The sequence below is a fragment of the Variovorax sp. 278MFTsu5.1 genome (assembly GCF_048305045.1).
GTDB lineage: Bacteria > Pseudomonadota > Gammaproteobacteria > Burkholderiales > Burkholderiaceae_C > Variovorax > Variovorax guangxiensis.
Genome location: NZ_CP157622.1, coordinates 3,082,878 through 3,107,618, shown reverse-complemented (window position 1 = coordinate 3,107,618; position 24,741 = coordinate 3,082,878). Strand labels below are relative to the sequence as shown.

Annotated in this window: 21 protein-coding genes and 1 other RNA gene; 8 read left to right on the top strand and 14 right to left on the bottom strand. The window is 68.9% G+C overall.

Translation table 11 applies throughout. From position 1 onward, the window contains the following. Positions 1-18: 18 nt before the first annotated feature. Positions 19-654, bottom strand: coding sequence for a superoxide dismutase (locus ABL844_RS14435; RefSeq protein ID WP_418131697.1), 636 nt, complete (start codon positions 652-654; stop codon positions 19-21). Between the two features lie 195 nt (positions 655-849). Between ABL844_RS14435 and ABL844_RS14430 the strand changes: the two genes are divergently transcribed. The 5 genes from ABL844_RS14430 to glp all read left to right on the top strand — a co-directional run bounded on the left by ABL844_RS14430 (position 850) and on the right by glp (position 6,110). Next, a complete protein-coding gene (locus ABL844_RS14430; RefSeq protein WP_418131696.1) occupies positions 850-1,548 on the top strand; it encodes a hypothetical protein in 699 nt (232 codons plus the stop codon). A gap of 88 nt (positions 1,549-1,636) precedes the next feature. Then, entirely contained in the window at positions 1,637-2,920 is a 1,284-nt protein-coding gene (locus tag ABL844_RS14425; protein ID WP_418131694.1) for a serine hydrolase domain-containing protein, read from the top strand. A 58-nt stretch (positions 2,921-2,978) separates the two neighbouring features. Beyond that, positions 2,979-4,136, top strand: a complete 1,158-nt coding sequence (moaA, locus tag ABL844_RS14420) for a GTP 3',8-cyclase MoaA (protein ID WP_418131693.1) — start codon at positions 2,979-2,981, stop codon at positions 4,134-4,136. A 14-nt stretch (positions 4,137-4,150) separates the two neighbouring features. Further along, positions 4,151-4,792, top strand: coding sequence for a molybdenum cofactor guanylyltransferase MobA (mobA, locus tag ABL844_RS14415; protein WP_418131692.1), 642 nt, complete (start codon positions 4,151-4,153; stop codon positions 4,790-4,792). Position 4,793: 1 nt separating this feature from the next. Beyond that, on the top strand, positions 4,794-6,110 hold the full coding sequence (gene glp / locus ABL844_RS14410; RefSeq protein WP_418131690.1) for a gephyrin-like molybdotransferase Glp: 1,317 nt from the start codon (positions 4,794-4,796) through the stop codon (positions 6,108-6,110). A 22-nt stretch (positions 6,111-6,132) separates the two neighbouring features. Here glp and rnhA read toward each other — a convergent pair whose 3' ends face one another. Both rnhA and ABL844_RS14400 read right to left on the bottom strand, forming a co-directional pair. Beyond that, positions 6,133-6,582: a ribonuclease HI gene (rnhA, locus tag ABL844_RS14405; RefSeq protein ID WP_126019079.1), complete on the bottom strand. Its 450-nt coding sequence runs from the start codon at positions 6,580-6,582 to the stop codon at positions 6,133-6,135. Positions 6,583-6,619: 37 nt separating this feature from the next. Beyond that, positions 6,620-7,378, bottom strand: a complete 759-nt coding sequence (locus tag ABL844_RS14400; protein ID WP_369662450.1) for a class I SAM-dependent methyltransferase — start codon at positions 7,376-7,378, stop codon at positions 6,620-6,622. 19 nt (positions 7,379-7,397) lie between these two features. On the opposite strand from ABL844_RS14400, the gene gloB reads away from it, so the two are divergent. Continuing rightward, entirely contained in the window at positions 7,398-8,186 is a 789-nt protein-coding gene (gene gloB / locus ABL844_RS14395; RefSeq protein WP_418131689.1) for a hydroxyacylglutathione hydrolase, read from the top strand. Continuing rightward, entirely contained in the window at positions 8,183-9,811 is a 1,629-nt protein-coding gene (locus ABL844_RS14390) for a transglycosylase SLT domain-containing protein (protein WP_126019075.1), read from the top strand. The genes gloB and ABL844_RS14390 overlap by 4 nt, the downstream gene beginning before the upstream one ends. A gap of 19 nt (positions 9,812-9,830) precedes the next feature. On the opposite strand, the gene ABL844_RS14385 is transcribed toward ABL844_RS14390, so the two are convergent. The 8 genes from ABL844_RS14385 to dnaX all read right to left on the bottom strand — a co-directional run bounded on the left by ABL844_RS14385 (position 9,831) and on the right by dnaX (position 17,276). Then, on the bottom strand, positions 9,831-11,021 hold the full coding sequence (locus tag ABL844_RS14385) for a low temperature requirement protein A (protein WP_126019072.1): 1,191 nt from the start codon (positions 11,019-11,021) through the stop codon (positions 9,831-9,833). 70 nt (positions 11,022-11,091) lie between these two features. Further along, complete coding sequence (locus tag ABL844_RS14380) at positions 11,092-11,928, bottom strand: ABC transporter permease (protein ID WP_019653029.1); 837 nt, start codon at positions 11,926-11,928, stop codon at positions 11,092-11,094. Further along, positions 11,928-12,743 carry an ABC transporter ATP-binding protein gene (locus ABL844_RS14375; RefSeq protein WP_184638440.1) on the bottom strand — a complete coding sequence of 272 codons (816 nt, stop codon included), beginning with the start codon at positions 12,741-12,743 and terminating at the stop codon, positions 11,928-11,930. The genes ABL844_RS14380 and ABL844_RS14375 overlap by 1 nt, the downstream gene beginning before the upstream one ends. 45 nt (positions 12,744-12,788) lie before the next feature. Then, positions 12,789-13,826, bottom strand: coding sequence for an ABC transporter substrate-binding protein (locus tag ABL844_RS14370; protein WP_126019066.1), 1,038 nt, complete (start codon positions 13,824-13,826; stop codon positions 12,789-12,791). Between the two features lie 177 nt (positions 13,827-14,003). Further along, positions 14,004-14,396: an MAPEG family protein gene (locus tag ABL844_RS14365; RefSeq protein WP_126019064.1), complete on the bottom strand. Its 393-nt coding sequence runs from the start codon at positions 14,394-14,396 to the stop codon at positions 14,004-14,006. A gap of 11 nt (positions 14,397-14,407) precedes the next feature. Continuing rightward, entirely contained in the window at positions 14,408-14,998 is a 591-nt protein-coding gene (recR, locus tag ABL844_RS14360) for a recombination mediator RecR (RefSeq protein ID WP_184638442.1), read from the bottom strand. Positions 14,999-15,015: 17 nt separating this feature from the next. Next, positions 15,016-15,348, bottom strand: coding sequence for a YbaB/EbfC family nucleoid-associated protein (locus tag ABL844_RS14355; protein ID WP_012747441.1), 333 nt, complete (start codon positions 15,346-15,348; stop codon positions 15,016-15,018). 56 nt (positions 15,349-15,404) lie between these two features. Next, a complete protein-coding gene (dnaX, locus tag ABL844_RS14350) occupies positions 15,405-17,276 on the bottom strand; it encodes a DNA polymerase III subunit gamma/tau (protein WP_418131688.1) in 1,872 nt (623 codons plus the stop codon). Between the two features lie 162 nt (positions 17,277-17,438). Here dnaX and ffs point away from each other — a divergent pair. After that, an RNA gene (ffs, locus tag ABL844_RS14345) (signal recognition particle sRNA small type) lies at positions 17,439-17,535 on the top strand. 91 nt (positions 17,536-17,626) lie between these two features. On the opposite strand, the gene ABL844_RS14340 is transcribed toward ffs, so the two are convergent. From ABL844_RS14340 to ABL844_RS14330, 3 genes are read right to left on the bottom strand one after another with little or no spacing between them, the layout of a single operon-like run. Beyond that, positions 17,627-18,865 (bottom strand): TIGR03862 family flavoprotein, encoded by a 1,239-nt coding sequence (locus ABL844_RS14340; protein WP_418131686.1) that lies wholly within the window; start codon positions 18,863-18,865, stop codon positions 17,627-17,629. Continuing rightward, positions 18,862-22,122: a UvrD-helicase domain-containing protein gene (locus ABL844_RS14335; protein ID WP_418131685.1), complete on the bottom strand. Its 3,261-nt coding sequence runs from the start codon at positions 22,120-22,122 to the stop codon at positions 18,862-18,864. The genes ABL844_RS14340 and ABL844_RS14335 overlap by 4 nt, the downstream gene beginning before the upstream one ends. Beyond that, positions 22,119-24,716 (bottom strand): PD-(D/E)XK nuclease family protein, encoded by a 2,598-nt coding sequence (locus ABL844_RS14330; protein WP_418131683.1) that lies wholly within the window; start codon positions 24,714-24,716, stop codon positions 22,119-22,121. The genes ABL844_RS14335 and ABL844_RS14330 overlap by 4 nt, the downstream gene beginning before the upstream one ends. Positions 24,717-24,741 lie beyond the last annotated feature (25 nt).

Here is a 24,741-nt window from a genome sequence, read left to right as displayed (position 1 = left end):
TCGTTCATGGGTTGCTCCTCAACCGCCGGTGGCGGCAGCGTGGCGCCGGGCCACTTCGGCCCAGTTCACGACGTTGTAGAAGGCCGCGATGTACTCGGGGCGGCGGTTCTGGTACTTGAGGTAGTAGGCGTGCTCCCACACGTCGAGCCCGAGGATCGGCGTGTTGCCCGAACCGATGCCGCGCATCAGCGGGCTGTCCTGGTTGCCGCTGCTTTCCACGGCGAGCTTGCCGCCGACACCGACGCAGAGCCATGCCCAGCCGCTGCCGAAGCGCGTGAGGGCGGCCTTGGTGAATGCGTCCTTGAAGGCATCGAAGCCGCCCAGGTCGGCGTCGATGGCCTTGGCAAGCGCTCCGGTGGGTACCCCGCCGCCGCCCTGGTCGATGGGCGCCATCACGGTCCAGAACAGGGTGTGGTTGGCGTGCCCGCCGCCGTTGTTGCGCACCGGCGCGCGCAGCGCTTCGGGCAGTTGCTCGACACCGGCGATGAGCTCTTCGACCGGCGTTCCCTCGTGCGGCGTGTCTTTCAACGCCGCGTTGAGGTTGTTCACATAGGACTGGTGGTGCTTGCCGTGGTGGATTTCCATCGTCAGCGCGTCGATGTGGGGTTCGAGCGCGTCGAAGGCATAGGACAAGGCTGGCAGGGTGTACGGCAAGGTCGGGAAGCTCCTTGGTTGAAAGAGCCCTTTGCGTTGTCGACGTGTGCGTACTCGGGCGCCCAAATGATAGGAATTCTCATTGTCTATGTCAAGACATAGAGACATCGAATGACGCAAACCCGCCAATCCCGGAAGCTTTCGGCAACGATCGATACACTGCCCTACGGCATGTTTTCCGGGAGATCTCCAACGATGAAGCTCGCACGATCCATCTTTCTTCCCCTCGCATTGCTCCTTGGCTGCGGCCTCGCCGCCGCGCAGAACGGCGCCACGCCGCCCGCCGGCGACTACATCTACGAGGGCGGCAGCGGCTCGCTGCGCATCAAGCCCAACGGCCACTTCGACATCACCACCATCGGCGCCAACGCCCACACCTGCGCGCTCGACGGCACCATCGCGCGCGGCAAGGCCAAGCTCGACGACACGGGGTGCGTGGTGAACTTCGCGGCCAATGCCGACAAGCTGCAGGTCACGACCAATGGCTCGGACGAGTGCCGCGGCTACTGCGGCATGCGCGCCGTCTTCGAAGGCACCTACATCCGCCCTGCCCCCTCCTGCACCGACAAGGCCGTGAGCAGCACGCGCAAAACCTTCAAGCGGCAGTACGACGCCAAGGACTACGCCGCCGCGCAGACCACCCTCGCGCCCGTTCTCTCGGACTGCGACAGGACACTCGACTGGATCACCAAGGCCTGGCTGCGCAACGACCTCGCGCTCACGCAGTACAAGCTCGACGACCGCGCCGCCTGCCTCAAGACGCTGCAGCCGCTGGCCGAGGACGCCGCCCGCACCGACGACGGCATCAAGGAAAACTACCCACCGGCCGACGCCGACATCTACCTGCCCGTGGTCCGCGCCACGCGCACGAACCTGAAGCTCTGCCGCGGATAGCGCCGGGCTGGTCAGGCACGGGCGGCTCCGGGACCGCCGCGCACGGTTTTCGTTTTTTCATCCACCACAACAAGACGGAGACGACACCATGAGATTCCTGAAGCGCAAGCTGCGCGCCGCAGTGCTCGGCCTGGGCCTGGCCCTTCCCCTGCTTGCGGCGGCGCAGCAACTGCCCACGGCCACGCCCGAGCAGGTCGGCCTCTCCAGCGAGCGCCTGCAGATGCTCGGCAACGTCCTCAAGGCCGACGTGGCGGCCGGCAAGATCCCGGGCGCGGTGCTGCTGGTGGCCCGCCAGGGCAAGGTGGCGTGGTTCGAGCCGGTCGGCAAGCTCGACAGCGCCGCCGGCACGCCGATGCCGCGCGACGGCATCTTCCGCATCTATTCGATGAGCAAGCCCATCACCACGGTGGCCGCGATGATGCTGGTGGAGGACGGCCGCCTGAAGCTCGACGACCCGATCTCAACCTACCTGCCCGAATTCGCGAACATGACGGTGGGCGTCGAGAAGCCCGGCGCCGACGGCAAGCCGGTGCTCGAGACCGTTCCCGCGCGCCGCCCGATCACCGTGCACGACCTGATGCGCCACACCTCAGGCCTGACCTACGGTTTCTTCGGCCCTGGCCTCGTGAAGCAGGCCTACAACGCCGCCAACCTGGGCGCTGGCGACCCTACGCTGGCCGAGTTCTCCCAGCGCCTGGCGAAGCTGCCGCTGGCCTACCAGCCGGGCACGACCTGGGACTACAGCCAGTCGACCGACATCCTCGGCCGGGTGATCGAGGTGGTCTCGGGCCAGTCGCTCTACCAGTTCGAGAAGGCCCGGCTATTCGATCCGCTGGGCATGAAGGACACCACCTATTACGTGCCCGAGCCGGCCCGCCAGTCACGCATCGCCGAGCCGCTGCCCAACGACCGCAGCTTCGGCGTCGGCGCCGACTTCAACGACCCGCGCATCGTGCGCAAGTACGAATCGGGCGGCGGCGGGCTGGTGTCGACCGCGAACGACTACGCCCGCTTTCTGCAGATGCTGATCAACGGCGGCTCGCTCGATGGCAGGCGCTATCTCGGCCCGCGCACCATCGCCCTGATGACCGCCGACCACTCCAACGCGGGCGCCGGCATCGTGCCCGGCCCGCTCTACCTGCCGGGCCCGGGTTACGGCTTCGGCCTGGGCTTCGCGGTGCGCCGCAACGACGGCGAGGCGCCCTACCCCTCGGCGGGCGGTGAATACAACTGGGGCGGCGCGGGCGGCACCTACATGTGGGTCGACCCGAAGAACGAGATGTTCGTGGTGCTGATGCTGCAGTCGCCGAAATTCAGGACACATTACAGAACATTGACCCGGGACATGATTTATGCGGCCGTGATCAAGTAGCCTGTGTTCCGCAGGCCCTTGGGGCCTGGCGCAAAATCAGGACCCGCCCCGTGAAGCCATGAAGAACAGCAGCAGCACCGTCATTCCGATCTCCAGCATCGGCCGAGCACGCCCCGCGGTGGCCGTGCCGGAGGTCGCCGTGCCCGCCACCGGCATGCTGCTCGACCGACTGGGCCGGCCGCTGACCGACCTGCGCATCAGCGTGACCGACCGCTGCAACTTCCGCTGCAGCTACTGCATGCCCAAGGACGTGTTCGACAAGGACTACAAGTACCTGCCGCACAGCGCCCTGCTGAGCTTCGAGGAAATCACCCGGCTGGCCCGCCTCTTTGCCGCGCACGGCACGCGCAAGATCCGGCTGACCGGCGGCGAGCCGCTGCTGCGAAAGAACATCGAGGACCTGGTGGAGCAGCTCGCCGAGATCCGCACGCCCGGGGGCGAGCCGCTGGCGCTGACGCTCACCACCAACGGCTCTTTGCTCGCGCGCAAGGCCGCCGGCCTGCGCGCCGCCGGCCTGCAGCGCGTGACCGTGAGCCTGGACAGCCTCGACGACGCGGTGTTCCGCCAGATGAACGATGTCGACTTCCCGGTGGCCGACGTGCTCGCGGGCATCGACGCGGCGCTGGCCGCGGGCCTGGGACCGGTCAAGGTCAACATGGTGGTCAAGCGCGGCACCAACGAGCAGGAGATCCTGCCGATGGCGCGCTACTTCCGTACCCATCACGCCGGCAAGGTGGTGCTGCGCTTCATCGAATACATGGACGTGGGCGCCACCAATGGCTGGCGCATGGACGAGGTGCTGCCTTCGGCGGAGGTCGTCACGCGCATCCATTCCGAATTCCCGCTCGTACCGCTGGGCGCCACCACGCCCGGCGAGACCGCCAAGCGCTGGGCCTATGCCGATGGCGGCGGCGAGATCGGCGTCATCAGCAGCGTCACGCAGGCCTTCTGCCACGACTGCAGCCGCGCGCGTCTCTCCACCGAAGGCAAGCTGTACCTGTGCCTCTTCGCGAGCGCCGGCCACGACCTGCGCCCGCTGCTGCGCGGCAACGCCAGCGACGAAGACATCGCTTCGGCCATCGGCCACATCTGGCAGGGCCGAGCCGACCGCTACTCCGAGCTGCGCGCCCTGCGCGGCCCCGATGGCGACAGCGGCAACGGCGACGCCGGCTCCAAGGGCCCGCGCCGCGTCGAGATGAGCTACATCGGCGGATGAGGCAGGCGCCCGCCATGCCCGCGCACGCCAGCATCGCGTCCGCCGACATCACGGGTCTGCTGCTGGCCGGCGGCCGCGGTTCGCGCATGGGCGGTGTCGACAAGGGCCTGCAGCCTTTCAACGGCGAGCCGCTGGCGCTGCATGCGATGCGCCGGCTGGCGCCGCAGGTCGGCACGCTCATGGTCAATGCCAACCGCAATCTCGCCGAGTACGAAGCCTTCGGCGCGCCGGTGTGGCCCGACAGCCTCGCGGACTACCCTGGCCCGCTGGCGGGCTTCCTGGCCGGGCTGGAGCACTGCGTCACGCCCTGGCTGCTGACGGTGCCCTGCGACACGCCCCTCTTCCCGCCGGACCTCGCCGCCCGCCTCGCCGAAGCGGCGGCGGCCAGCCAGGCCGACATCGCCATGGTGGTGGCGCCCGAGCCCGCCGATGGCGGCGGCACGGTGGAACTGCGCCCCCAGCCCGTCTTCTGCCTGCTGCGCGCCAGCCTTCGCGAAAGCCTGCTTCGCTACACCGCCGCCGGCGGCCGCAAGGTCCACGCCTGGATCGCGCAGCACCGCGCCGTGCAAGTGCCCTTCGACCGGCCCGGTGACGCGCCCGACGCGTTCTTCAACGCCAACACCCTGGCCGAACTGCACGCCCTCGAAAACCGATGAGATGAGCCGCATCGCAGAACTCGCTTCCGCCCTCGCGGGCCATGACGACGCCGACCTGAGCGTCGAGGCCGTCCACGCCTTTCTTTCCCAGCTGACGGCCACGGCCGTCGTCACCGGGCGCGAGAGCGTCTCGCTCTCTGAAGCGCTCGGCCGCGTGCTGGCCGAGGACATCGTCTCGCCCGTCAGCGTGCCCCCGCACGACAACTCCGCCATGGACGGCTACGCCTTCGACGGCGCCGTGCTGCCCGACAAGGCGCCCAGCGACGCATCCATCACGCTGCGCGTGGTGGGCACGGCGCTCGCCGGAGCCGCATGGCGCGGCGCGCTGGGGCCCGGCGATGCGGTGCGCATCATGACCGGCGCGATGATGCCGGCGGGCCTCGACACCGTCATTCCGCAGGAGTTCTGCAAGGTCGATGGCGACCGCGTCTGCTTCCCCGCCCGGGTGCTGCGCCGCGGTGACAACCGCCGGTTCGCCGGAGAAGACCTCATGAAGGGCCAGCCCGCGCTGCGCAAGGGCGAGCGCCTTTCGCCCGCCGCGCTGGGCATGGTCGCGAGCCTGGGCCTGCCGGGCGTACCCGCGCTGCGGCGGCTACGGGTGGCCTGCTTCTCGACCGGCGACGAAATCCTGAGCCTGGGCGACGCGCCGCGCGAGGGCGCCGTGTACGACAGCAACCGCTACACCGTGATCGGCCTGCTCACGCGGCTGGGCTGCGAGGTGCTCGACCTCGGCCTCGTGCGCGACGACCCGGCCACGCTCGCCGCCACGCTGCGGCGCGCAGCGCGCGAGGCGGATGCCATCGTCACCAGCGGCGGCGTGAGCGCGGGCGCGGCCGACCACACGCGCGCCGTGATGCAGCAGCTGGGCGACATGGCCTTCTGGCGCGTGGCGATGCGACCGGGCCGGCCGCTGGCGGTGGGACTGATTCCCACGGAGGAAAGCGCATCGAAGCCGCCGGCCGTGCTGTTCGGGCTGCCGGGCAATCCGGTGGCGGTGATGGTGACCTTTCTCGCCTTCGTCCGGCCTGCGCTGCTGCGCATGATGGGCTGCCACGAGGCGGCCGCCGCACCGCCGCCGCTGCTGCGTGCACGCAGCACGGGCCCGATCCGAAAGAAGCCGGGCCGCACCGAATATCAACGCGGTTTCGTGAAGGCCGTGCCCGGCGCGCTGCCGGAGGTGTGCGTGGCGGCCAACCAGGGTTCGGGCGTGCTGAGTTCGATGCTGGAGGCCAACGGGCTCGTGGTGCTGCGCCACGACCAAGGCAGCGTAGCGCCCTGCGAGGAAGTCGACGTGATGATGTTCGACGGCGTGATCTAGCCGCCGGAGAGCGGGCCCGGGGTCAGATGCGGCCCAGCGCCTTGTCCACGCCCTTGTTGGCCAGCATGTCCGCGCGCTCGTTGCCCGGATCGCCCGAGTGGCCCTTGACCCAGCGCCACTCGATCTGGTGGCCGCCTTCGTTCACCAGCGCGTCGAGCCGCTTCCAGAGTTCGACGTTCTTCACCGGCTCCTTGCTCGCGGTGACCCAGCCCTTGGCTTTCCAGCCGCGGATCCATTCGGTGATGCCCTTGCGCACGTACTGGCTGTCGAGGTAGAGCAGCACCTTGCAGGGCCGCTTGAGCGCGGCCAGGCCTTCGATGACGGCGGTCAGCTCCATGCGGTTGTTGGTGGTGTTGAGTTCGCCGCCGAACAGGTCCTTCTCGCTGGTGCCGGACTTGAGCCACGCGCCCCAGCCGCCGGGCCCGGGATTACCCTTGCATGCGCCATCGGTATAGATCACGACTTCGTTCAAGCTGACGTTTCCTTCTTCATTCGATTCCAATCGATCTTCATTTCTTCCAATTCTTGCCGGGCCCGTCGCGATGCACCTTGCCGGCGATGGGCACCGGCGCCGTGGCGCGGGCACCGGCGCGGCGCCAGTCGGCGCTCAGCAGGCGCATGCCGCGCACCCGCTTCACCGCGACCAGGAAGTAGGCCGCGCCGAAGATCGGCCACCAGCGCTCGCCGACGGAGTCCATCCAGCGCAGGCGCTCCAGCCAGGCTTCGCTGCGCACCGCCGGCCGGTAGATGCCGAAGCGACCCGACTCCACCTCGAAGCTCAGCAGGCGCAGCCAGTCGCGCATGCGCCAGTAGCCGATGAACTCGCCGCCCTCGGGCAGGTAGAGATCGCCGATGCCCAGCCTGCGGTAGACATGTGCGCGGCGCTGCCGCATGCCCCAGAGGCTGGTCGGGTTGAGCCCGCAGATGACCACGCGGCCCTCGGGCACCAGCACCCGCTCGACCTCGCGCAACGTGGCGTGCGGGTCGGGGCTCAGCTCGAGCGCGTGCGGCAGCACCACCAGGTCGAGGCTGTTGGCCGCGAAAGGCAAGGCAGCGAAGTCCGTGAGCAGCGTCGCCTTGCCGCCGCGGGCCGGGTCGTCGAGAGCCAGCCAGCGGTGCGGCATGCGGTTGGCGCGCAGGCCATCGACCTCGGCGGCGCCCAGCTGGAGCGCGTGATAGCCGAATACATCGGCCACCGCCTGATCGAACTGGGCCTGCTCCCAAGCCAGCAGGTACCGCCCCGGGGGGGTCGCGAACCAATCCTGCAAACCTATAATTTGACCGCTCATGACCCTTGTTCCGCTGCCCGCTTTCGCCGACAACTACATCTGGATGCTGCACGACGGGTCCCACGCCATCGTGGTGGATCCGGGCGATGCCCAACCGGTGTTCGACGCGTTGGCGCGCGACAAGCTGCGGCTGGCCGCGATTCTAGTCACGCACCACCATCCCGATCACACGGGCGGCGTGGCCGCATTGCATGCAGCCACCGGCGCAAAGGTATGGGGCCCCGCGCGCGAGCGCATTCCCGAGCCCTTCGCGCCGATGGCGCAAGGCGACATTGCCGAGGCCCTCGGGCTGCGCTTCGAGGTCATCGACGTGCCGGGCCATACAGCCGGGCACATCGCCTACTTCCTGCCCGCCGGGCAGGCCTCGCGCGATGACGCGCCGCTGCTCTTCTGCGGCGACACGCTCTTCTCCGGCGGCTGCGGGCGCCTCTTCGAGGGCACGCCCTCGCAGATGCTGGCCTCGCTCGACGCGCTCGCCGCCTTGCCCGGCGACACGCGCGTGTGCTGCGCCCACGAGTACACACTTTCTAACCTGCGTTTCGCGCAGGCGGTGGAACCGGCCAACGCCGAGCTGACTCACTACAACGCGCGCTGCGAGAGCCTGCGCGCGAAGGGGCAGCCCACGCTGCCGTCGCAACTGGCGGTCGAACGCCAGGTCAACCCCTTTCTTCGCAGCCGCGAAGCCACTGTCCTTAGAGCGGTGCGTGCCCACGCCGATCTGGCTGCCGATGCAGCCGAGGCCGACGTGTTCGCGGCACTGCGCCAATGGAAAAACGACTTCCGATGAAACTGATCGCTGCCACCTGCCTTGCAGGTTCACTGGTGCTCGCCGGCTGCGCGAACACGAACGACAACAGCACCTCTTCTTCCTCCTCTTCCCCCTCCTCGTCGGCGCGTGCCGGCGGCACCGGCTCCAAGGTCGCCGGCAGCGCGGCCCCCGTCTATCCGCGCGACGCGCTCTCCCCGCTGACCAGCGGCCAGGCCCACTCGCAGAGCGTCGTCACGCTCGCACCGCCGGTCGACATGTGGGACCGCATCCGCCGCGGCTTCAAGATGCCGGACCTCGACAACGACCTCGTGCGCGACCGCGAGCAGTGGTACGCCAGCAGGCCCGACTACATCCAGCGCATGACGGAGCGCTCGAACAAGTACATCTTCCACATCGTCGAGGAGCTCGAGCGCCGCAACATGCCGACCGAGCTGGCGCTGCTGCCCTACATCGAGAGCGCGTTCAACCCGCAGGCCATCTCCAGCGCCCGCGCCGCGGGCATGTGGCAGTTCATGCCGGCCACCGGCAACGACTTCGACCTGAAGCAGAACATCTTCCGCGACGACCGCCGCGACGTGGTGGCCTCCACCCGCGCAGCGCTCGACTACCTGCAGAAGCTCTACGGCATGTTCGGCGACTGGCAGCTCGCGCTGGCCGCCTACAACTGGGGTGAAGGCAGCGTGAGCCGCGCCATCGCCAAGAACCAGCGCCTGGGCCTGCCCACCACCTACAGCGACCTCACCATGCCCGCCGAGACGCGCATGTACGTGCCCAAGCTGCAGGCGGTGAAGAACATCGTGGCGAATCCGCAAGCCTTCAACACCGAGCTGCCGCTGATCGCCAACCACCCCTACTTCCAGACCGTCACGCTCACGCGCGACCTCGACGTCGAGCTCGCCGCCAAACTGGCCGACGTGCGGCTCGAAGACTTCCGCGCGTTGAACCCCGCAGCCCACAAGCCGGTGCTGATCGCCGCCGGCACGCCGCAGATCCTGCTGCCCTGGGACAACGCCGCCGTGTTCCAGCGCAACTTCGACGCCTACTCGCAAGGCCAGTACGCCAGCTGGACCGCCTGGGTCGTGCCCAACACCATGACGGTGGCCGACGCCGCCCAGCGCTCGGGCATGAGCGAGAACGACCTGCGCTCCATCAACAACATCCCGCCGCGGATGCTCATCAAGGCCGGCTCGACGCTGATCGTGCCGCGCGGCGCCCGCGTGAAGGAAGACGTGGCGGCGGTGGTGGCCGATGGCGGCCACCTGAGCTTCCAGCCCGAGATCGTCACGCGCCGCACGACGGTGAAGGCCGGACGCGCCGACAACGTCGCGAGCATCGCGCGCCGCTACAACCTCAAGCCCGCCAGCGTGGCCGAGTGGAACGACGTGAAGCCGAACCACGCGTTCAAGCGCGGCTACAGCGTGGTGGTGTACCTGCCCGTTCGCGCAACGGTGGCTGCCCGCGCCGGCACCGGCATCCGCGCAACCTCGCATGCAGCAGCGCCCGCCCCGGCCCGCCGCGGCGGCGCGCCTTCCAAGTCTGCAGCCCCGCGTGGCGCCGGCAGCGTGGTCAAGGTGCCTGCGAGCAGCAAGCAGCAGGTCGTGCGCGAGAAGCGCGGCGGCACGCCCTCCAAGAAGAAGCGCTGAGAAGCAGGCTGACGGAGGCTCAGTGGGCCTTTGCGGCCTGCTGTGCCCTGCGTCGCACGATAGCCTCCATCGCGGCGACCCCGATCATGATGGCGGTGGTGAGCGTTCCCACCACCAGCACCGTCAGGTGCGAGGCGAACACCGCGAGCACCGCCAGGAAGCCCAGCCCGAAGAGATGCGACTGCGGCAGGAAGCCGCGCACCACGCGCTTGAAGAGCGCATTGCCGAACAGGTAGATCGCCGGGCCGCCGATCAGCGCGCCCAGGTACTTGAGCTCGGCGTGGTGCGAGCCCTCGCCGATCGTCAGCTCGTCCGCCACGGCGCACACGATGATGCCGGCCACCAGGATCACGTGCGTGTAGTGGAACTTCGCGCCGATGGCGCCCGGGTCCTGCGCATGCTCGATGACGTGCGTGGCTTCCCTGGCGCTGGTGTCGAAGTACATCCACCACATCGCCAGGCTGCCCGCGAAGCCCACGAGCAGCGCGAACAGGTCGACGCCATGCCATTCGACGTGGTGCCCGAAGGCGATGCCGGTGGCCAGCACCGACTCGCCCAGCGCGACGATCACGAAGAGCTGGCAGCGCTCGGCAAGGTGGCCGCCGTCGATGGTCCAGTCGCTGGTCAGCGAACGGCCCAGGCCCGGAAAGCGCAGGCCGATCATCGGCGCGATGTACTCGCACAGCACGCCGCCGAACCACAACGCAAGGCGCGCCTGCCCTTCGGCGAAGCCGCCGGCGATCCAGAACACGCCGGCCACGCAGTTCCAGGCCAGCAGGCGGCGGAAGTTGGGCGTGAGCGGATCGTTCGGGCCGATGGCGATCAGCATGCAGAAGGTGCGCCCCGCCTGGATGCCCACGAAGCACAGCGCGAACACCAGCCCGCGCTCGGAGAAGGCGCCTGGCAGCGCCGAGGCCATCACCATCGCCAGCAGCATGATCGCGAAGAGCACGCCGCGGATGCGCAGCGTGCCGGGGTTGAACCAGTTGGTGGTCCAGGCCGTGTACTGCCAGCCCAGCCAGACGGCGAACCACATGACCAGCGTCTGCAGCGCCCCCATCAACGTGAGGTGGTCGAGCAGGTAGTGGGAAAGCTGCGTGACGGAGAAGGCGTAGACCAGGTCGAAGAACAGCTCTTCGTTGGAGACCCGTGCCGCCTCGCTGCGCGAGCGCAGGGTCGTGGCCCGCTTGTGGTTGTTGTCGTGGCTCATTGTTCGTTTACCCCCATGAATCGTTGCGGCGCCCTGCGGGTGCCGCGCGCGATCATCGCACGGGGCCGAACTAGAGCTTCTCGGTCTCGCCCGTCTTCGGCTGCCACTTCATCAGGCGCCTTTCGATGACCCCGACGATCCCGTCCAGCGCCAGCGCGAAGGCCGTGAGCACCACGATGCCGGCGAACACGGTGTTGACGTCGAAGGTGCCCTCGGCCTGCAGGATCAGGTAGCCCACGCCGCGCGCCGAGCCCAGGTATTCGCCCACCACCGCGCCCACGAAGGCCAGCCCCACCGAGGTGTGCAGGCTGGAGAACACCCAGCTGGTCGCGCTCGGCAGGTACACGGTGCGCAGCAGTTGCCGCTGGTTGGCGCCCAGCATCTTCGCGTTGGCCAGCACCACCGGGCTCACCTCGCGCACGCCCTGGTAGACGTTGAAGAACACGATGAAGAACACCAGCGTCACCGCCAGCGCCACCTTGCTCCAGATGCCCAGCCCGAACCACAGCGCGAAGATGGGCGCGAGGATCACGCGCGGCATCGAGTTGGCGGCCTTGATGTACGGATCGAGAATCAGGCTCGCCGTGGGCGCGAGCGCCAGCCACAGCCCGCAGGCCAGCCCGAGCACGGTGCCGATGCCGAAGGCCAGCACCGTCTCCAGCAGCGTGGTGCCCAGGTGCTGGTAGATGTCGGCGTTGCCCTTCAGTCCTTCGGGAAAGAGTGCGTTGGCCGGAACCTCGAACGGCAGGAACCAGCTCCAGATGCGCCCCGCAACCTGGATAGGCTCGCCGAGGAAGAAGGCGATCTGCTGATTGCGCGAGGCGACATGCCACGCCACCAGGATCAGCGCCAGCAGCGCCAGCTGCCAGAAGCGCGCATTGCGTTCGTTCAGACCGGGCCGTGCCATCACGCGGCCTTCCTGAGCTGCTGCGCATAGCCCTTGAGCACCTCGTCGCGCAGCACCTCCCAGATCTGGGTGTGCAGCTCGACGAAGCGCGGCTGCGTTCGCACCTCGGCCACGTCGCGCGGACGCGGAAGATCGATGGCGAATTCGCCGATGGGATGCGTGGCCGGGCCGGCCGACAGCACCACCACGCGATCGCTCATCGCGATGGCCTCGTCGAGGTCGTGTGTGATGAAGAGCACCGCCTTCTTCTTCGCGCTCCAGAGCTCGAGCACCTCGTTCTCCATCAGCTGGCGCGTCTGGATGTCGAGCGCGCTGAAGGGCTCGTCCATGAGGATGATGTCGGGGTCGAGCACCAGCGTCTGCGCCAGCGCCACGCGCTTGCGCATGCCGCCGGAGAGCTGGTGCGGGTATCGGTCGCCGAAGCCCGAGAGGCCCACGCGCGAGAGCCATGCCCCGGCCTGCTCGCGCGCCTGCGCCTCGGGCACGCCGCGGTATTGCAGGCCCACCATCACGTTGTCGATGGCGCTGCGCCACGGCATCAGCGCTTCGGTCTGGAACATGTAGCCCGCGCGCGCGTTGATGCCCGAGAGCGTCTGGCCGAAGACCTTCACCGTGCCCGAGGAAGGCTGCAGCAGCCCGGCGCCCACGTTCAGCAGCGTCGACTTGCCGCAGCCCGTGGGACCGACCACCGAGACGAACTCTCCGGCCTTCACGCGCAGCGTGGTGTCGGCTACCGCCGTGTAGCGCTGGCCAGGATCGTCCTTCGACAGAAAGGTGCAGCTGATGGAGAGGAGTTCGAGTGCGTGTTCGGACATGGCAGAAAAAACCCGGCCTGAGCCGGGTCGCGGGACATGCGGGGGTCAGGCTTTGAACCTGTCCTTGGCGCGCCTTGCAAAATCGTTGGTGTAGGTCCTGGCGAGGTCGATCTTGTCGGCCTTCACGGTGGTGTCGAAGCTGGCGATCGCGTTCAGCGCGGTCTTGGGGCCGTCGGTGGGCACGAGGCCATCGGTGGCGATCGACTCGCGCACCTTGTCGAAAGAAGCCAGGTACAGCGCGCGGTCGCCGAGCAGGTAGGTCTCGGGCACCGTCTTGATGATGTCGCCCGGCCCTGCCGTCTGCAGCCACTTGAGCCCATGCACGATCGCGTTCGCCAGCGCCTGGCAGGTGTTGGGATTCTTCTGGACGAAGTCGGACGACGCATAGAGGCAGGCCGCCGGCATCGTGCCGCCGAACACCTGCTGCGTGCCCTTGAGCGTGCGCGTGTCGCTGATGATCTTCACGTCGCCCTTCTGCTCCAGCATCGTCATCACCGGGTCGGTGTTGCTGATGGCGTCGATCTGGCCCGAGCGCAGCGCGGTGAGCGCGCCGGCCGCCACGCCCACGCCGATGTAGCTCACGTCGCTGGCCTTGAGCCCGCCGCGCGACAGCACGAGGTTGGCCACCATGTTGGTCGACGAGCCCGGTGCCGAGACGCCGATCTTCTTCCCCTTGAGATCCTGGATGCCGGTGTAGCCGGCCATGTTCTTGGTCGACACGCCCACCGCGATCTGCGGTGCGCGCCCCTGCAGCACGAAGGCCTGGAAGAACTGGTTCTTGGCCTGCAGGTTGATGGTGTGCTCGTAGGCGCCCGAGCACACGTCGGCCGATCCGCCCACCACTGCCTGCAGCGCGCGCGCGCCGCCGGCGAAATCGGAAATCTCAACGTCGAGTCCTTCGGCCTTGAAGTAGCCGAGCTGCTCGGAGATGGTGAGCGGCAGGTAGTAGAACGCCGCCTTGCCACCCACCGCGATGGAGATCTTCGTCTTCTCCAGTTTGGCCTGCTGCGCAAAGACACGCGGCAACGCGATGGTTGCGGCGGCGATGGCGGAAGCAGAAATGAGGGTACGGCGATGAAGCATGAAAACTGGCCTGGAACTGTTGCCTGAAGCTGTTGCCTGAACTGTTGCTTCTGGGCTCTGTGATTCGTAAGAAACTGAATCGAGCTTAGGGGCCGCAACAGGCAACTGCATCGGGGTCATCCCGTGCGGGTTTCCACGTAAGCATGAAGGCCTCGCAGAGAAGCCTTCGCCGAGGCTTCAGCGAGCCAGAAAAAGTATCGCGATATTGACCAGAAACGCGAGCGCCCAGACAGCGCTGCGCAGGCTTCCGATGCCCCTGATGTAGAGCGCGAGATAGATCACGCGCAACACCACGTAGGCCATCGCGAGCATGTCGAGGCGCGCCTGCGCCGCGCCGAGCTGGTGCGCGATGATCACCGCGCCGATGAAGAACGGCAGGCCCTCGAAGCTGTTGGCCTGCGCGCTGTTGGCGCGAGCGCGCCAGCCACTCTGCTTCGCGGCCCATTCGCGCGGATGCTGGTTGTCGCGCGGTGCAAAGCTGCCGGCCTTGGCGATCCATGCCGCGACATACGGCAACACGCAAGCAACGAGCACGCACCAGTAGGCGACCGTGAGCAGCGAGAAAGTCATGTGCGGTTGCCCTACCTGCGATCCACCAGCGCGTGCGCGATGGTGCCGAGATCGACGTACTCGAGCTCGCTGCCGGCCGGCACGCCGCGCGCGAGGCGCGTCACCTTCAGGCCGCGCTGCTTCAGCCCTTCACCGATCACATGCGCGGTGGCCTCGCCTTCGGCCGTGAAGTTGGTGGCGAGGATGACCTCGCTCACCGTGCCGTCGCGCGCGCGGTCGAAGAGTTTCTGCAGCCCGATGTCCTTCGGCCCGACGCCGTCGAGCGGACTGAGCTTGCCCATCAGCACGAAGTAATAGCCGCGGAAGGCGCCGGTGCGTTCCAGCGCGGCCTGGTCGGCCGGCGTCTCGACCACGCAGAGCTTCGTCGGGTCGCGCCGCGTGTCGAGGCAGACACTGCAGATCGGCGCTTCCGTGAAGGTGTTGCAGCGCTCGCAATGCCGCACCTGTCCCGCTGCCTGCTGCAGGGCGCGCGCGAGCAGTTGCGCTCCCTCGCGGTCGTGCTGCAGCAGGTGGAACGCCATGCGCGAGGCCGACTTGACGCCGACACCGGGCAGGCGGCGCAGCGCTTCGACCAAGGCGTCGAGCGAACTGGCGTCTGCCATCTATTCCGGCCGCCGGCTCAGAACGGCAGCTTCATGCCGGGGGGAAGACCGGGCATGCCGGCCGTGAGCTTGCCCATCTTCTGCTCGCTGGTTTCCTCCGCCTTGCGCACGGCGGCGTTGAAGGCGGCGGCCACGAGGTCTTCGAGCATGTCCTTGTCGTCCGCCAGCAGGCTGGGGTCGATGGTGATGCGCTTGACGTCGTGCTTGCAGGTCATGACGACCTTGACGAGGCCTGCGCCGGATTCGCCTTCGACCTCGATGGTGGCCAGTTCTTCCTGGGCCTTCTTGAGGTTGTCCTGCATTGCCTGCGCCTGCTTCATGAGGCCGGCCAGTTGTCCTTTGTTGAACATCGTTGGTCCTGATCTGTCGGGTTGGAAAGTGGGTGAAGGATACGGGAGACGCGAACTCAGGCCGGCTTGAGCGTGCCGGGGACGATCTTCGCGTCGAAATCGCGCATCAGCGCCTGGACTTCGGGGTCACTCATGATGGCTTCCTCGGCCAGGCGCTGGCGCTCGTCGGCCGCCTGCTTGTTGCGGCGCGCGGGGCTGTCGATCACGCCGCCGACCTCGATGGCGAGCTTGACGTTGTGGCCGGCGCCGTTCAGCGCCGCGGTGAGCTTCTCGCGGGCGGACGGCTGGTTGAGCGTCTCGCGCTCGATGCGCAGCAGCCACTGGTCGGTGTCGCGGCCGACAAGCTGCGACTGCAGGGCGAGCTCGCGCGCCAGCGCGGTGATGGCCTCGGCAGCGACCAGCTGGGTGACAGTGGCGTACCAGAAGTCGCCGTCCTCGCTGGTCGGAATCGGCGTGAAAGCGCTGCGCGGTTCGTCGGGGCGCGGGGTGTCGCGGGCGCTCGGAGGCGGCTGCACTCGGATAGGCACGCCGACGACCTTGGCGGGAGCATCGCCGTTGGCGCCGCCGGAACGAGGCTCGGCCTGCCGGGGCTCGTCGACCACTGCGAGGCGGTGGCCTGCGGGAACCGGAGTGGCGGTCTGGACCGCAGGTGCCGGGACCGGGGCCTGCACGGCCGCCGCGGGCGCTTCGACTGGCGGGCGAGCCACTGGGGCGGGAGCCTGAGCAGGCGGAACCGCACGCACCGGAGCCTGCGTCGCCGCGGCCTCGGCTTCATTCAGAGTTTTTTTTTCCGGGGTAGCCGTCGATGCGGCCGCGCTGGAAGGCTTGAAGGCCAGCAGCCGCAGCAGCACCATGGTCAGCGCGGCGTACTCGTCGGGAGCCAGCCCCAGCTCGCCACGCCCGTGCAGGCACAGGCTGTAGAGCAGCTGGGTTTCGTCTGCGGGCATCAGCGCGGCGAGGCGCGCAGTGTCGGCCGCGTCGGGGTCGGTGGCGGCGTCGGCCGCTTCAGCGCGCGAGGGCACGGCCTGCAGCACCGCCATGGCCTGCAGCACGGCCGTCATTTCTTCCAGCGTGGAGGCGGCGGACATGCCGTCGACGCGCAATGCCTCGGAAGTTTCGACCACCGTCTTGCCGTCGCCCTGGGCCAGCGCCTCGATCAGGCGGAACACATGGCCGCGATCGACGCTGCCGAGCATCTGGCGCACGCCGGCCTCCACCAGCTCGCCGTTGCCGAACGCGATCGCCTGGTCGGTGAGCGAGAGCGCATCTCGCATCGAGCCGCGCGCCGCGCGCGCCAGCAGGCGCAGCGCCTGCGGCTCGGCCGGCACGCTTTCGGTCTGCAGCACTGCGGTGAGGTGCTCGAGCACCGTCTCTGGCGCCATCGGCCGCAGGTTGAACTGCAGGCAGCGCGACAGCACGGTCACCGGCACCTTCTGCGGATCGGTGGTCGCCAGCACGAACTTGAGGTACTCGGGCGGCTCCTCGAGCGTCTTGAGCATCGCGTTGAACGCGGTGTTCGTGAGCATGTGCACTTCGTCGATCATGAAGACCTTGAAGCGCCCCTGCACTGGCTTGTAGACCGCCTGTTCGAGCAGCGACTGCACCTCGTCCACGCCGCGGTTGGAGGCCGCGTCGAGCTCGGTGTAGTCCACGAAGCGGCCCGCATCGATGTCGCGGCAGGCCTGGCAGACGCCACACGGCGTGGCCGTGATGCCGCCCTGCCCGTCCGGCCCCTGGCAGTTCAGCGACTTCGCCAGAATCCGCGAAACCGTGGTCTTGCCGACACCCCGGGTGCCGGTGAAGAGATAGGCGTGGTGCAGGCGCTGCGTCGTCAGCGCGTTCTCGAGCGCCTGAACCACATGCCCCTGGCCGACCATCTCACCGAAGGTTTTCGGACGGAACTTGCGGGCGAGCACGAGATAAGACATTGCGGGCATTCTAAAAGGCGCGGAGCACCCATCCCGATACTGGGGCGGGGCTTTCGTGGGACACCGAGGAACCGGGTTTGCCGGTCCTCCGGTGTCGCCCCCAGCAGGGGGTTGGCGAAGCGACACGAAGTGCGCGCAGCCTGGGGGGTTACAATACGCCCTGACGGGCCTCCCTGCATGGTGAAGTGGCCAACCGGGTCAGGTGGGGAACCAAGCAGCCCTAACTGCGTAGTCAGTGCCAGGGGTAAGGCTCGTCAACCTCTTCAGCGGTTTCGTTTCATTCCATGCGAAATGAAACGGGGCCCGCACAAACAAATCTCCGGCGAAAAAGTTTCAGCGATGCCAGGCCCTCAAAGGCCGAGCCGCTGGATTGCGCCGCGCGCCGCCATCGCGCCGCTGGCCATCGATGCCGTCAGCAGATAGCCACCGGTTGGCGCTTCCCAATCGAGCATTTCCCCAGCCGCGAACACGCCCGGCAGCGCCTTCGACATGAGCTGGGCATCCAGCGCGTCGAAGCGCACGCCACCTGCCGTGCTGATGGCCTCGTCGATCGGCCGCGCCGCCACGAGCTTCAACGGCACTGCCTTGATCGTCGCCGCAAGCTGCTGCGGGTCGTGCATCGCCTCGCGGCTCAGCGCCTCGTGCAGCACGCCGGCCTTGATGCCCTCCAGACCGAGCCTGCTCTTGAGGTGGCTGCTGAGCGAACGCGCACCGCGCGGATGCTTGACGGCAGCCAGCACCTGCTCGGCACTGCGATCAGGCAACAGGTCGAGCAGCAGCGTGGCGCTCCCTTTTTCGGCGATCTCGTCGCGCAGCAGGGCCGAGGCCGCATAGATCAGGCTGCCTTCGATGCCGGTGGCAGTCGCGACGAATTCGCCCTTGCGCGCGAACTGCCGGCCGTGGCTGTCGGTGAACGAGATCGCGACCGACTTGAATGGCTGGCCTGCGAAGCGGCTGGAGAAATGCTCGCTCCAGCCCGAGCCGTCGAAGCCGCAGTTGGCCGGCTCGAGCGGAGCCACATCCACGCCCTTCGCCTGCAACCATGGCACCCATGCACCGTCGGACCCGAGCCGCGCCCAGCTCGCTCCACCCAGCGCCAGCACGACGGCATCGGTGCTGGCAATGACTTCGCCGGCCGGTGTGGTGAATCGCAGCGACGCCGGATCGAAAGCCCCCTCTCCCACCCAGCGATGCCGCATGTGGAACTGCACGCCAGCCGCGCGCAGCCGATGCAGCCACGCACGCAGCAGCGGCGCGGCCTTCATGTCGGTCGGAAACACTCGCCCCGAAGTGCCTACGAAAGTCTCGATGCCCAGGCCGCTCGCCCATTCACGCACCTGCTGCGGCCCGAACTGCGCGAGCATCGGCTCCAGTTGCGCACGGCGCTCGCCGAATCGGCTCACGAACGCGTCGAAAGGCTCGGAGTGCGTGAGGTTCAGTCCACCACGGCCGGCCAGCAAAAACTTGCGGCCCACCGAGGGCATCGCGTCGTAGACGTGCACTTGCGCGCCGGACGCGCTCAGTATTTCAGCCGCCATCAGGCCGGCGGGTCCGCCGCCGATGACGGCGACGGTCGGGGAAACAGTCATTCGAGATTCACCAGTTCGCCCTGCCCGGTGAGGAACGCGACACGCACGGTGGCACCGGGATAGGCATGTTGCACTGCCGCGCGATAGCGCTGCATCTGTGCGATCAGCGCGGCGTCCTTTTCGGGGCGCGCCGCGGATTTGTAGTCGAGCACCCACCAGACGCCGCTGTCGCGCTCGCGCACCAGCCGGTCGATGCGCAGGGTCTCGCCTTCGTGCACCAGCGTGACCTCATTGCCATGCCAGTCGACCCTGCGATCGTCCCACACCCAGGCACCCTCGCCCGCGCGGATGCGGTGGGCGAGCGCCGCGGCGCCGCGCGCCTGCTGCGCATCGAGCAGGAATTCGCGGGCGGCGGCTCGTACATGGGCGGCCGCCAGTGGCTCGCCCGGCACGGCCCATTCGAGCAGCCGGTGCATGGCCTGCCCGAAGGCGGCGGCGCGCGCGTCGACCGTGGCGGTGACAGCCTTTTTCGCGGACGGCTGCTCGGCAGGCTCCGGCGCCTGCGGCATGCGCTTCATTGCAAATCTGCCCGACCCGGTTTCGGTCGGCAGCGCGACCAGCGGCTCGTCGGCCTCGGTGGGCTCGCACAGCGGCTGCAGGCGAGACCACCAGCTGCCTTCGTTGGCGCGTGCCGGCTTCACCGACGAGAGCACCAGCCGCTCGCGCGCCCGCGTGACGGCGACGTAGAGGCCGTTGAGCTCCTCGCGATGGCGCGCGCGCTGCTCTTCCTCGAGCAGCGTGACGGCGCACGCCGGCGGCGTCTTCTCGCTCGCGAGAAAGATGAAGCGCGTCGGTGCGCTGTCGCTGCCCTTCCACTCGACCAGCACGCCCATGGTCTGGGCGCGTGGTGGCGCGGCGTCGCAGTCGAGCATGAGCACGGTGTCGGCCTCCAGTCCCTTGGCGCCGTGCACCGTCAGCAACTGCACGGCCTCGGGCGCGGTCACGGTCGGCGCCCGCACGCCGCCTGCGCGCAACGCACGCACCAGCGCATAGGGCGTTGCGAAACGTGCGCCATCGATGTCCAGCGAGGCCGACAGCACGCCGCGCAGGTTGGCCAGCGCGCCCTGCCGCATCGCGGCCGGCACGGCGGCGCCGAACTTCGCGAGCAGGTCGCCATCGTGGAAGATCGCGTCGAGTGCGTCGTGGGGCGGCAGCGTCATCAGCCAACGCTGCCACCGCTTGAGCTGGACGCCCGCCTCGACGAGCACCGGCGGCAGGCTCTCGTCCTTCTGGATCAGCGAGAACCAGCTCACGGGGCCACGCTCGCGCTGGCGCAGCGCGAGCTGCACCAGGGCATCGTCGCCGATGCCGAACACCGGCGACTTGAGCGCCCTGGCCAGCGAAAGATCGTGCGCGGGCGACACCAGCGCGTCGATCAGCGCGACCACGTCCTGCACCTCGGGCGCGTCGTACAGATCGTTCTTCTCGGGCTGCTGCACGGGAATGTGGCGCTGGCGCAGCGCGTCCTGCATGGCCGAGAGCCGGCTGCGCCTGCGCGCCAGCACCATGATGCGGCTGGGCTGCGTGCCATCGGCGATGCGCTGCGCCACCCAGCGTGCGGCCTGCTCGCATTCCTTCTGCAGCAGCTGCTCCTCGGGCAGCACGCGCGGCGTGATGAGGCTGTCGCGCCAGCGCAGCATGCCGTCGTCGGCCGGCGCCGCCTCGGCCGTGTCGCCGAACGCGTCGCGGTCGATGGCCGGAAGGCGCAGCAGCTCGCCGTCGTCGCGGCGCTCGGTGGTGTGGGCGCGATAACCGTCGAACTCGCCGGCCTCCTGCGCAGCCAGCATTGCCGCGTTGACCAGCCCGACCACCGACTGCGCGTTGCGGTGCGTGTGGTCGCAGTTCAGCAGCTCGCCGTCGAGCCCCTCGCGCACGAACTTCTTCGCGGCGATGAACACCTGCGGCTCGGCGCGGCGGAAGCGGTAGATGCTCTGCTTCGGGTCGCCCACGATAAACACGCGCGGCGCGCGGCCCTGCGCACCGGTGTAGGCGCTGAGCCAGCCGTGGAGCGCCTGCCACTGCAGCGGGTTGGTGTCCTGGAACTCGTCGATCAGGAGGTGCGCGATGCGCGCGTCGAGGCGCTCCTGCACCCAGCCCGAGAGCGCCGACTGGCCCAGCAGCAGCTGGGCCGCCTGCTCGACGTCGTTCATGTCGACCCAGCCGTGGGCTCGCTTCACGTCGGCGAAGGCGGCTATCAGCAGGCGCGTGAGGCGCGTCATGCGCTGCTGGTAGAGCCAGGCGGCGTGCTGGGCCTGCGCGGCGCACAGCACCTGCAGCTCGGCCTCGGCCTCCTGCGCGGCGGGAAATTTCTGCAGGTTCTTGTTGAGGCGGTCTTCCGTCGCCACGAAGAAGTTCTTGCGCAGATGGGCGAGCGCGGCCACCAGCGCATCGCCGGCCGGCTCGCCAGTGCCGAACACGTCGATGATGGCTTCGGCGGCCTTCTGCGGCGTCTTGTTGCTCTCGCGGCCCAGCGCCGCGGCGCGGTCGAGCCAGCGCCGGCGGACCTGTTCGCCGCGCAGGGCCTCGGTCGGCTCGTCCAATCCTTCGAGCGCCGGGTACATCGCGCTGAAGTGCTGTACGGCATTCTCCGCATCGGCCAGCGAGAACTCGACGCGCTTCGACAACGCCTCGCCCAGCGCCTTGGCCGTCTGCGAGCGGCCGTGCGTGGCGACGACGGCGTAATAGTCGGCCAGCGCCTGCCTGTCGGCGGTCACGGCCTCGAAGAAGGGACGCCACGTGCGGCTGCGTGCCTCGGAGTCGTCTTCGAGCAGCTCGTAGTTCGACGGCAGGCCCAGCTCGCGCAGCACCGCGAGCGGCGCATTGCGCAGAAGGCCCGCGAACCAGGCGTGGAAGGTGCGGAACTGCACCGGCCGGCCGCCTTCGAGCAGGCGCCGGTAGAGGCCCTTGAGGCGCGGCACCGCAGCCGATGCGGCCGCCGGCGCCATGCCGCGCATCACCAGCTGGGCAACCAGCTCTTCCTGCGGGCGTTCGGCGAAATCTTCCAGCCACTGGTCGAGGCGCTCGCGCATCTCGCCCGCGGCCTTCTTCGTGAAGGTGATGGCCAGGATCTCGTGCGGCTCGCAGGCGGCATCGCCCTCCTCGAGCAGCGCGCGCAGGATGCGCGAAACCAGCATCCAGGTCTTGCCCGCGCCGGCGCATGCCTCCACCGCCACCGATCGGCGCGGATCGCAGGCGACGGTGTAGAAGGCCTCGCGCGTGACGTGCCGGCCGTTGTGTTCGTAGGCTGCGCCGTTCATTGCGTGTCGCCTCCGGTGGCTTCGACGCCCGGCGGCGGTGCGGCCTCGTCCCAGAAGTCCTTGCGGCACAGGCCGCGCGCGGCGCAGTAGTCGCAGACGGCGCCCTCGCCCAGCGGCGGCAGTGCCGCGCCCTGCCCGATGCGCCTGAAGTCCTCGATGATGCCGGCCACCAGCGCATCGCGCGCCTCGACCACGGCAGGCTGCTCGACGGTCTGCGTGCCGGCGGCCTTCTCGCCCACGTTCACGTAGGCCGCGCGCAGCGTGTCGTCGGCCACCAGCGCGGCGTAGAAGGCCAGCTGGGTATCTTCGGTGGGGTCCTTCACGCGCTCCTTGCTGACGGTGGCGGACTCGGTCTTGTAGTCGATCACGAAGGCCTGGCCGTCGGGCATGCGGTCGATGCGGTCGAGCCGGCCGATCAGGCGCAGGTCGCCCAGCGCCTGCTCCTTCCAGGGCTCGGATTCGGCGAAGACGGCGCCGGCCGCCTCATGCCCCGTGAGCCAGGCCAGGTAGCCGTCGCGCACGGCGGGCCATGCGGCGGCGAAGGGCAGGAATTCGGCATCGGAAAGCCCGAGCTCCTGCGTGGAGCGACGGGCCGCCTCCTCGATGAGGGCGATGCGCTCCTGCGCATCCTGTGTCGGGGCTTCGGCCAGTGCCACGTGGAAATGGCCGAGCACGGCATGCAGCCAGTTGCCGAAGTCGCGCTTGTCGACCTCGGCATCGAGTTCGTCGGCGCTACGCAGGCCCAGCTGGCGCAGCGCGAAGAAGCGATAGGGACAGCGGCGCAGGTCCTCGTACACGCTGGTGGAGATGTTCTGCAGCGGCAGGAGCGCGCCGGAGGGCGTCGGGTATCCGGTCGGCCTGAGGGCCACCTCGCGTGGCGTACGCGGGTCGGCCGAGGGCTGCAGCGCGTGGTCGAGCTGCAGCGCCTGCACCAGCGGACTGGGCCGCACGGGCTCACCGCTGGCGTCGGAATGGCGCCAGATGAGCTCGCACGAGGGGTTGTGCAGGGCCGCGGCCCAGGCCGCGCGCTGGGCGGCTTCGAGCGCCTCGCGCGACGGCAGGCCCAGTTCGAGGCGCTGTGCGGCGCTCCAGTTGCCGGGAGGCTCGGGCGATGCGGGCAGCCGTCGGTCGTCGCAGCCCGGGATGACCACGGCGCCGAAAGAGCGGCCCAGCAGCTGGTAGAGCGGCAGCACCACGACTCGCGGGGCCTGGTCGCCTGCGGGTGGTACGAAGCTCGCGTCCTCCAGAACGTCGCGGACCCAGGCAGTGAACTCGGCCAGGGTGTGGCGGCCGCCGGGGAATTCGTCCTCGTCGTCGCCATGGGCGCCCGCGTCGAGCCACAGCGCGCCGATCACCTTGCCGCCGGCCAGGTCTTCCTCGAGCAGGCTCCACTGGCCGCTGGCCTCCAGCAGCTCGCGCAGCGCGCGCAGCCACTCGGCCAGCGGGCGCGCACGGGCCACGGGCGCACGGCGGGCCTCGATGGCCTCGGTGAAGACGAGCAGCGCGGTGTCTTTCGACTTCTCGCTACGGGCCATCAGGGCGCACCAGGTCGACCAGTCGCGCATCGCCTCCTGCCGCAGGCGGGCCTCGAGCGAATGGACGATCGGCGAATCGCCATCGACACTGCTCTTGAGCCATTCGAGCACTTGGTCGCTGGTGGCGTCGTGGGCGCAGGCGCGCAACGCGCTCATCAGCGTGGCGGCGGCGCGGGTGGTCGAGAGCTTCCAGCCCGTTTCGTCGTGCGTGATGACGCCCTGCGCGCTCAGCTGGGCGCTGATGCGGCGCGTGAGCGCGCGGTCGGTCGCCACCAGCGCGACGGGGGCACGGCCTTCGGCGAGATGGCGCAGCACGCAGGCGGCGGCAAGCTCGGCCTCGTCCTCGGGGTCGAGAGCGACGTGGGAGGCGCAGATCCGGGTGGCTTCGCCCGAAGGCACGAGCGAAAAATGAAGGGCGTGGTCGCCCCACAGCTTGCAGAGCGACTGCGCGAGCGGGTCGGCCTGGAATCCTTCGAGCACGATCAGTGCATCGACCTGGGCGCGCGTGGATTCGCGCTGGAGCACGTCGGTGGCGTAGCCAGAAGTGGAGGTCCAAGCGACGGCGATGCGGATCAGGGCGCTTTCGATGCGGAACCACTCCGATTCGCTGCCGGCATCGGCCACGCTCGCAGCGCGCTGTGCCCATTCGCCGCCCCGCTCTTCCGGCGTCACCGCGGCCGCCAAGGGACCGAGTTGGTAGGCGAGCTCGACGACGCGGCCGGCCAGGGCGAAGCGCTCGGCATGGAAGCCTGCCTGCGACAGCAGAGCCTGGGCCGTGACCAGGTCGCGCGCCATGTCGTGGGCGATGTCGTAGCCCGTCGGCACGAAACCGCCCGCGCTGCGGGCCCAGTTGTGGGTGGTTTCGAAGCGCGGCACGAAGCCGGGGCTGCCGCAGCGCGCCCACATGGCGCGCGCCACGCCCATCAGCTGCGCATAGGGCACCAGCACCACGGTGCGGGCGGCATGCAGCTGCCGTTCGGCGAGCGCGCGGACGATCCGCGCGACGATGCCGTCGGCTGGATCGCACCACAGGGCCTGCACGGGGTGGCCTTCGTTCATTGGTTCCATCGAGGGGTTGGAGAGC